An 8,611-nucleotide genomic window follows, 5' to 3' on the forward strand; every position below is an offset into this window, starting at 1 on the left:
ATGGCGTTGGTGCCACCTCCGGCTGCGGTGCCCCGACCCCACCCGTGGGCCTTCGCGTACCCGGGTGAGATGCCTGCAATCGGGCGACGCGGAAACCGCGGCAGGCGTGAGCGGCCATGGGGACGGGGCCGCGTATCCCCATGGCCGGAAACTGCCCAAGGCGTCGGTCAGGCGCCGACGTACTCCGCGAGGTGCTCGCCCGTGAGGGTGGAGCGGGCGGCGACGAGGTCGGCGGGGGTGCCCTCGAAGACGATCCGGCCGCCGTCGTGGCCCGCGCCGGGGCCGAGGTCGATGATCCAGTCGGCGTGCGCCATGACCGCCGGGTGGTGCTCGACGACGATGACCGACTTGCCGGAGTCGACGAGCCGGTCGAGCAGGCCGAGGAGCTGCTCGACGTCGGCGAGGTGCAGCCCGGTGGTCGGCTCGTCGAGGATGTAGACGCCGCCCTTGTCGGCCATGTGGGTCGCGAGCTTGAGGCGCTGCCGTTCGCCGCCGGACAGGGTGGTGAGCGGCTGGCCGAGGGTGAGGTAGCCGAGCCCGACGTCGGCGAGCCGGGTGAGGATCTTGTGCGCGGCCGGGATGCGCGCCTCGCCGCCGGCGAAGAACGCCTCGGCCTCGGCCACCGGCATCGCCAGCACCTCGCTGATGTCGCGACCGCCGAGGTGGTAATCGAGGACCGAGGCCTCGAACCGCTTGCCCTCGCAGTCCTCGCAGGTGGTGGCGACGCCGGCCATCATCGCCAGGTCGGTGTAGATGACGCCGGCGCCGTTGCACGTGGGGCAGGCGCCCTCGGAGTTGGCGCTGAACAGGGCCGGCTTCACGCCGTTGGCCTTCGCGAACGCCTTGCGGATCGGGTCGAGGAGCCCGGTGTACGTCGCCGGGTTGCTGCGCCGGGAGCCGCGGATCGCGCCCTGGCCGACCGGGACCACGCCCTCGTCGGCGGGGATCGATCCGTGCACGAGCGAGCTCTTGCCGGAGCCGGCGACGCCGGTGACCACGGTCAGCACGCCGAGCGGGATGTCGACGTCCACGTTCCGGAGGTTGTGCTCCGTCGCGCCGCGGACCGGAAGCTTCCCGGTGGGCTTGCGCACCGTCTCCTTGAGACCGGCCCGGTCGTCGAGGTGGCGGCCGGTGACGGTGCCCCCCGCCCGCAGCCCCTCCACGGTGCCCTCGAAGCAGACGGTGCCGCCGCCCGTACCGGCGCCGGGCCCGAGGTCGACGACGTGGTCGGCTATCGCGATCGCCTGCGGCTTGTGCTCCACGACGAGCACCGTGTTGCCCTTGTCCCGCAGCCGGAGCAGCAGGTCGTTCATCCGCTGGATGTCGTGGGGGTGCAGGCCCGTGGTGGGCTCGTCGAAGACGTACGTGACGTCGGTGAGCGAGGATCCGAGGTGGCGGACCATCTTGACGCGCTGCGCCTCGCCGCCCGACAGCGTGCCCGAGGGCCGGTCGAGGGAGAGGTAGCCGAGACCGATCTCCACGAACGAGTCGAGGGTCCCCTGCAGCGCGGTGAGCAGCGGAGCCACCGACGGCTCCTCGAGGCGGCGCACCCACTCGGCCAGGTCCCTGATCTCCATCGCGCAGGCGTCGGCGATGCTGATCTTCTTGATCTTCGAGGACCGGGCCCCCTCGCTGAGCCGGGTGCCGTCGCACTCGGGGCAGGTGGCGAACGTCGTCGCCCGCTCCACGAACGCCCGGACGTGCGGCTGCAGCGCCTCGATGTCCTTGGACAGCATCGACTTCTGGATCTTCGGGATCAGCCCCTCGTACGTCAGGTTGATGCCGTCGACCTTGATCTTGGTCGGCTCCTTGTGGAGGAGGTCGTGCAGCTCCCGCTTGGTGTACTTGCGGATCGGCTTGTCCGGGTCGAAGAAGCCGCAGCCGGTGAAGATGCGGCCGTACCAGCCGTCCATGCTGTAGCCGGGGATCGTGAGCGCGCCCTCGCCCAGCGACTTGGAGTCGTCGTAGAGCTGGGTGAGGTCGATGTCGGAGACCGCGCCCCGGCCCTCGCAGCGCGGGCACATGCCGCCGGTGCGCTGGTAGGTCGCCTTCACGGCCTTCTTGGTGCCGCGCTCGACCGTGATCGCGCCGCTCGCCCGGACCGAGGCCGTGTTGAAGGAGTACGCGCTGGGCGGGCCGATGTGCGGCTTCCCGAGCCGGCTGAAGAGGATGCGCAGCATCGCGTTGGCGTCGGTGACGGTGCCGACGGTGGAGCGGGGATCGGCACCCAGCCGCTGCTGGTCGACGATGATCGCGGTCGTCAGCCCGTCGAGCACGTCGACCTCGGGCCGCGCCAGCGTGGGCATGAAGCCCTGCACGAAGGCGCTGTAGGTCTCGTTGATCAGCCGCTGCGACTCCGCGGCGATCGTGTCGAACACCAGCGAGCTCTTGCCCGAACCGGAGACGCCGGTGAACACCGTCAGCCGGCGCTTGGGGATCTCGATGCTGACGTCCTTGAGGTTGTTCACACGCGCGCCGTGCACGCGGATCAGGTCGTGGCTGTCGGCGGTGTGGGGCGCAGGCGACTTCGTGTTCGTCTTCGCTCTCGTATTCGTCTTCGCCCTCGTGGCCGTGTTCGTCCTCTTGGCCGTGCTCATCGTGTTTCGTATCTCCATCGGTTGTGCAAGGCCGCCTTCGCGGTCGGGCCTCTTGCTCACTTCGCGTTGCTCACTTCGCGTTGTTCACAGAGCTCACTGCTTGCGAGGCTGGGTGAAGCGCAGCATGTTCCCGGAGGGATCGCGGAAGGCGCAGTCGCGGACGCCGTACGGCTGGTCGACCGGCTCCTGCAGCACCTCGCCGCCCGCCGCGCGGATGCGCTCGAAGGTGGCGTCGCAGTCGTCGGTGTGGAAGATGACGCCGCGCAGCAGGCCCTTGGCCAGCAGTTCCGCCATGGCCTGCTTGTCGGCGGGCGAGGCGTTCGGGTCCGCGAGGGGCGGTTCGAGAACGATGTTCACGTCGGGCTGCGACGGCGCGCCCACGGTCACCCAGCGCATCCCCTCGAACCCGACGTCGTCGCGTACCTCCAGGCCGAGCGCGTCCCGGTAGAAGGCGAGCGCCTTGTCGTGGTCGTCGACGGCGATGAAGCACGATGAAAGCTTGATGTCCATGCGTTTCACGCTACGGGCGGGGGTCGGGTTTCGCTTCTCCATTTCTGACCGGTCGCGTGCGGATCTTGGCGATGCAGGGCGGGATGGCGGCGCCGTCGTCATGGCGGCGTGCCCGGTACGCGCTCGGGCTCTCGCCCACCAACTCGGTGAACCGTGAGCTGAACGACCCCAGCGACGTACAGCCGACCTCGAAGCAGACCTCCGTCACCGTCAGGTCACCCCGCCGCAGCAGCGCCTTCGCCCGCTCGATCCGGCGCGTCATCAGGTAGCTGTACGGCGTCTCCCCGAAGGCGCTGCGGAAGCTGCGGGAGAAATGGCCCGTCGACATCAGGGCGGCACGCGCCAGCGCCGGCACGTCGAGCGCCTTCGCGTAGTCGCGGTCCATCAGGTCACGGGCCCGGCGCAGCCGGACGAGGTCCTCCAGGTTCACGCGACCAGGATCCCATTTTCACGGGGCCGGGCGCCGCTAGCCCTCGGGGTGGAAGACGAACAGCGTGCAGCCGGTCGTCGTCTGCGGGACGTGCGAGGAGCCCGCCGGGGCGTGGATGAAGGTGCCGGCCGGATAGTCGCGGTCGCCGTCGTTGAAGATGCCGGAGATCACGTAGACCTCTTCGGGACCCGGCTCGTGGACGTCCACTCCCTGCCAGCACGCGCCGGGGTCCATCTCCAGTACGTGGGCCGTCGCACCCTGGGCGCCGCTCCACAGCGAGCGCAGGCGGATGCCGGGGAAGAGCTCGCGAACCGGAGCGTCCTGCAGGGCGGACCACGTATAGGCGGAGGCGGAGGCGGAAACCGAGGCGGAGGCGGAGGTGCGAGCGGAAGCGGAGGTGCTCTGTTCTGTTGTCATGGGGAAAGCCTCGCCGACCGTTGTCGCCCCGCCCGAGTGTCAAGAATGACATGCTGCGGTACTTTTCTGCCATGCACGTGCACCTGCATCGCGTCGTGGCACTCGTCCATCCCCCGCAGTCGACCTTCGAGCTCGCGTGCGCAGCCGAGGTCTTCGGGATCGAGCGACGAGGGCTGCCCGCCCGCTACGCGTTCGGCGTCTGCACGGAGAACCCCGGCCCGGTCCCCACCCTCGCCGGGTACGACATGCTCGTGACCGAAGGGCTGGATGCGCTCGACGGGGCGGACACCGTGATCGTCCCGGGGTGGCTTCCCACGGACGGGCAGCCTTCGCCCGCGGTGCTCCGCGCCCTGCGCCGCGCTCACTCCCGCGGGGCGCGGATCGTCAGCATCTGCTCCGGGGCCTTCGCCGTGGCGCAGGCCGGCCTGCTGGACGGCCGGGAGGCCACCACGCACTGGGCGCTGGCGCAGGAGTTCGCCGCACGCTTCCCGGCGGTCGGGTTCGCGGCGGACGTGCTCTACGTGGATCACGGCGACGTGGCCACCAGCGCGGGATCCGGGGCCGGTATCGACCTGTGCCTGCACCTGGTCCGCACCGACCACGGCGCCCGCTACGCGGCGGACGTCGCACGGAGCATGGTCATGGCGCCCCACCGCGAGGGCGGGCAACTGCAGTACGCGGCGCCGCCGCACCCCTTGCAGATGGAGGGCACGCTCGCGCCGCTGCTGGAGTGGGCCACCGGCAGGCTCGGTGAACCGCTGGCCCTCGACGACCTCGCCGCACACGCGGGCGTCTCGGCGCGCACCCTGGCCCGGAGGTTCACCGATCAGCTCGGCACCAGCCCCGGGCAGTGGCTGCTGTCCCAGCGGATCACGGCGGCCCGGGAGCTGCTGGAGGCCTCCGACCTCCCTCTGGACGCCGTCGCCCGCCGCGTCGGCCTCTCCTCGGCCACCAACCTCCGCAGACGCTTCCTCGGCGCCCTGGGCACGACCCCCGGCGCCTACCGCCGTGCGTTCCGGGCCGGGCAACGGTAGAACCCCTGGGGTCCGTTGAATCGGTTGGTGGTTGGATCGGCTGGATCCGCTGGGCCCGTTGGATCCGTTCCGTGTGACAACTCTTGCGTCGGCACCGGGCCGGGGGTTTCCTCATTGCCGCAACTCGCCCACCGAGAGGACACCCCGTGTACTTACACCGCGCACGTTTCGGAGCAGGATCCGGAGTACGTCCCGGAGTCCGTTCCAGACCGGCCCGGCGCCCTGCGCGCACCATACTCGTCAGTGCGATCCTCAGTACCTTGGCGGCACTTGGGAGCGCCGCACCCGTACAGGCCGCGGCTCCGGCACCAGCACCAGCTCCGGTTCCGGCTTCGCATCCGGCCCCGCCGGCCGGCCCGTCGGTTGCGGTCGCGCTCGGGGACAGCTTCATCTCCGGTGAGGGCGGCCGCTGGCTCGGCAACACCGACCGCTACGACAAGGGCCGCAACGGCACCGACCGGGCCTGGACCGGTACGGCGTACGACCCCGGGCGCGTCTACGGCGCGACGGCGGCGGTCGGCGGCTGTCACCGCTCGGACGTCGCGGAGATCCTCACCGCACCTCTGCCCGTGGCCGAACGCATCAACCTCGCCTGCTCCGGCGCCGAGACGCAGCACGTCCTGAGCGCCGCCCGGGGCGGCCTGTCCCTCAACGGAGAGGCACCGCAGACCGACCGGCTCGCGCAGATCGCCCGCACCAAGAAGGTCACGCTCGTGGCCCTCTCCGTCGGCGGGAACGACGTCGGCTTCGGCACCATCATCGGCGACTGCGCCTACGACTGGGCGTTCAGCCGCCTGTGCTGGAAGAAGCAGGCCGCGGAGGTCGACCGCAAGCTGCCCGCCGTCCGGGCGAAGGTGTCCGCGGTCGTGGACGACGTCCGGGCCACGATGGCGGCCGCCGGTTACGGCGACGGCGACTACCGGCTCGTCCTGCAGTCGTACCCGTCGCCCCTCCCCGGCGGCGAGGAGTTCCGCCTGCGCGAAGGCGACCCGAACCGCCTGCGCAGGGACGGCTGCCCCTTCAACGACCGGGACGCCTCCTGGGCCCGCTACACCCTCGTCCCCCGGCTGTCCGCCATGATCCGTGACGTCGCCGCGTCCCGGGGCGCGGACTTCCTCGACCTCAAGGACACGATGGCGGGACACGAGGTCTGCGCCCTCGGAACCACCCAGGTGGGAGCCACCGGCCCCGACGCCCGTCAGCACGAGTGGTTCCGCTTCCTCGACTACGCCAACACCCAGGGGACGCTGGAGGAATCCATGCACCCCAACGCCTTCGGCCAGCGGGCGCTGGGTGCCTGCCTGGGCCTCGTGGCGGCGGCCCGGCCCGGCCGGTACGGCTGCGTCGCGGACTACCTCGGCGACGGCTCGCCGACCGCCATGCGCATCCGCCCGGCGGACCGGGCCGCCGGGCGTTGAACGGGCGTCTCGGACGCGCGGCTCAGACACGCGTCCCGGCGAACGGGCCGCCGGGGCCGAACGCCAGGGCGGCGAAGCGTTCGCCGATGCGGCGGTGCGTCGCGGCGTCCGGGTGGAGCTGGTCGGGCAGCGGCAGTTCGGCGAAGTCCGCCTCGCCGTAGAGCTCACGGCCGTCGAGGTAGTGCAGGTGCGGGTCGTCGGCCGCCCGCTGCTCCACCAGGCGGGCCAGTTCGTCCCGGATGACGTTGAGGGTCAGCTTCCCGGCAGCGCGTTCCGCGGGGTCGCCCGCGGCCCGGAACTGCAGCCTCCCCTCGCCGAGGCGGCTGAAGTCCGGAGCGCTGGGGCCGGGGGTGTCCTCGTGGATGGGGCACAGGATGGGGGAGACGACCAGGAGCGGCGTGGTGGGATGGCCCTCGCGGACGGTGTCGAGGAAGCCGTGCACCGCCGGGCCGAAGGCGCGCAGGCGCATCAGGTCGGTGTTGACGAGGTTGATGCCGATCTTGATGCTGATCAGGTCCGCGGGGGTGTCGCGCAGGGCGCGGGCGGTGAACGGGTCGAGCAGCGCGCTGCCGCCCAGCCCCAGGTTGGTCAGTTCCACGCCGCCGAGGGAAGCGGCCAGCGCGGGCCAGGTCGTGCTGGGGCTCGCGGCGTCGGAGCCGTGACTGATCGAACTGCCGTGGTGCAGCCACTTCTTGCGGTCCCCGTCGGGCAGGGGCTCGACGGAAGCGTCGGTGCGCAGGGCGACCAGCTGGGTGATCTCGTTGTACGGCAGCCAGATCTCGACGTCCTTGACGCGGTCGGGCAGGCCGGAGAACCGGACGGTGCCGACCGGGCCGGGACGGGTTTCCGCGGACCCGGTGGCCAGGTCCACCATCAGGACGTTGCCGCCGGTCACGCTGGCCCGCCCGGCCGGCCGGCCGTCGACGAGCAGGTCGTAGACGCCGTCGGGCCGGGGCGGGGCGCCCCGGTAGACGTTCTTGGTGCGCAGGGCGTCCAGTTCGATGACACCGGCCCGCGTGCGGAACGCCAGCCGTACGCCGGAGGGCTGGGCCTCCACCATGGCCAGCTGCCCGTCGGCACACTGCGCCCGGGCCCGGGCGGGCAGCCGGTGCGGCAGTACCCCGTGTTCGGTGTACTCCAGGTCCAGGGCGCCGCGCAGGAGATCCGCGGTGATGGGCGTGGTGACGGGTGGTGTCGTCCAGTCCGTCGCCGTCGCCGGGGCTGCGGTTGCGGTGGGGGTGTCAGGGGTGTCGTCGAGCCGGTCGTTCATGGGTGCATTCTGCGGGCCGGACGCATGGAACGCCCAATCATTATCCGTTCACCGGGATTCCGGGCGCCGACCGCCCCCGCCGCGCGCTCGTCGTGATGTGCTCACGCAATTTTCCGCCCATCGGAGGAATCTCGTGGGAACGGGAGTTGGAGACATCGGTGGGCGTGCAGGCTGTTCGCGTGACGGGGCGGCGGAGAACAAGGTATGCGGTGATGCTGGCCACGGCTGCTGCGCTGGCGATGACAGGCGAGGCGGCGGCCGACGACGGCGGCGCGAGTGTCGCGACGGGCAACACGTCGGTGAACGCCGTCCTGCACCGCCTGCCGAGCCTGCTGCCACCGCATCGGCCGTCGCACGTCGCCGTGAACGCACTGGGCGGCAACGCCCGGGCGGAAGTGACCGACAACGGCCAAGGGTGCCTGGACGTCACTGCGCACGTGCTCACCGTGGACGCTGAGGTGTGGCTGAAGTGCCGCGCCGCCAGGCCGCCCGCCCCGGCACCTCCTGCCCCGGCACCTCCTGCCCCGGCACCTCCTGCCCCCGCACCTCCTGCCCCCGCACCTCCGGCTCCGGCCCCGCCCGCGCCTGCCCCTCCGGCGCCCGCCCCACCTGCCCCGGCTCCGCCCGAGCCTGCTCCGCCGGCTCCTGCGCCCCCGGCGCCTCCTGCCCCCGCGCCTCCCGCCCCCGGTCCCGCTGCTCCGGCTCCTGCCCCGCCCGGGCCGGGAGCGCCGGCCCCTGCCCCTCCGGCGCCCGCCCCGCCGGCTCCGGCTCCGCCCGCACCTGCCCCACCTGCCCCGGGCCCCGGTGCTCCTCCTCCTGCACCGCCCGGCGCGGAGGTTCCAGCCCCGCCGGCTCCGGCCCCCCCCCCCCCCCCCCCCCCCCCCCCCCCCCCCCCCCCCCCCCCCCCCCCCCCCCCCCCCCCCCCCCCCCCCCCC

Annotated in this window: 7 protein-coding genes; 2 read left to right on the plus strand and 5 right to left on the minus strand. The window is 72.2% G+C overall.

Annotated features, from left to right (window positions below; translation table 11 throughout):
* Positions 1 to 167 precede the first annotated feature (167 nt).
* The 4 genes from ACFPP6_RS35660 to ACFPP6_RS35675 form a co-directional block, all read right to left on the minus strand.
* On the minus strand, positions 168 to 2,597 hold the full coding sequence (locus tag ACFPP6_RS35660; RefSeq protein ID WP_382051050.1) for an ATP-binding cassette domain-containing protein: 2,430 nt from the start codon (positions 2,595 to 2,597) through the stop codon (positions 168 to 170).
* A gap of 93 nt (positions 2,598 to 2,690) precedes the next feature.
* On the minus strand, positions 2,691 to 3,107 hold the full coding sequence (locus ACFPP6_RS35665) for a VOC family protein (RefSeq protein ID WP_382051051.1): 417 nt from the start codon (positions 3,105 to 3,107) through the stop codon (positions 2,691 to 2,693).
* 10 nt (positions 3,108 to 3,117) lie between these two features.
* Positions 3,118 to 3,537, minus strand: coding sequence for a helix-turn-helix transcriptional regulator (locus ACFPP6_RS35670; protein ID WP_382051052.1), 420 nt, complete (start codon positions 3,535 to 3,537; stop codon positions 3,118 to 3,120).
* Positions 3,538 to 3,573: 36 nt separating this feature from the next.
* Positions 3,574 to 3,954 carry a cupin domain-containing protein gene (locus tag ACFPP6_RS35675; protein WP_382051053.1) on the minus strand — a complete coding sequence of 127 codons (381 nt, stop codon included), beginning with the start codon at positions 3,952 to 3,954 and terminating at the stop codon, positions 3,574 to 3,576.
* 71 nt (positions 3,955 to 4,025) lie between these two features.
* Here ACFPP6_RS35675 and ACFPP6_RS35680 point away from each other — a divergent pair, with 71 nt between their 5' ends.
* Positions 4,026 to 4,988, plus strand: coding sequence for a GlxA family transcriptional regulator (locus ACFPP6_RS35680; RefSeq protein WP_382051054.1), 963 nt, complete (start codon positions 4,026 to 4,028; stop codon positions 4,986 to 4,988).
* Positions 4,989 to 5,248: 260 nt separating this feature from the next.
* The gene (locus ACFPP6_RS35685; protein WP_382051055.1) at positions 5,249 to 6,406 is read left to right on the plus strand and encodes a GDSL-type esterase/lipase family protein; all 1,158 of its coding nucleotides are present in this window, start codon (positions 5,249 to 5,251) and stop codon (positions 6,404 to 6,406) included.
* Between the two features lie 22 nt (positions 6,407 to 6,428).
* Here ACFPP6_RS35685 and ACFPP6_RS35690 read toward each other — a convergent pair whose 3' ends face one another.
* Complete coding sequence (locus tag ACFPP6_RS35690; protein WP_382051056.1) at positions 6,429 to 7,676, minus strand: GDSL-type esterase/lipase family protein; 1,248 nt, start codon at positions 7,674 to 7,676, stop codon at positions 6,429 to 6,431.
* Positions 7,677 to 8,611 lie beyond the last annotated feature (935 nt).

The sequence above is a fragment of the Streptomyces aureoversilis genome (assembly GCF_042657885.1).
Lineage (GTDB): Bacteria > Actinomycetota > Actinomycetes > Streptomycetales > Streptomycetaceae > Streptomyces > Streptomyces aureoversilis.

Coding starts and splice junctions, on each gene's coding strand:
- ACFPP6_RS35660 (WP_382051050.1), bottom strand. CDS start 2,597: ATGAGCACGGCCAAGAGGACGAACACGGCCACGAGGGCGAAGACGAAT.
- ACFPP6_RS35665 (WP_382051051.1), bottom strand. CDS start 3,107: ATGGACATCAAGCTTTCATCGTGCTTCATCGCCGTCGACGACCACGAC.
- ACFPP6_RS35675 (WP_382051053.1), bottom strand. CDS start 3,954: ATGACAACAGAACAGAGCACCTCCGCTTCCGCTCGCACCTCCGCCTCC.
- ACFPP6_RS35680 (WP_382051054.1), top strand. CDS start 4,026: ATGCACGTGCACCTGCATCGCGTCGTGGCACTCGTCCATCCCCCGCAG.
- ACFPP6_RS35690 (WP_382051056.1), bottom strand. CDS start 7,676: ATGAACGACCGGCTCGACGACACCCCTGACACCCCCACCGCAACCGCA.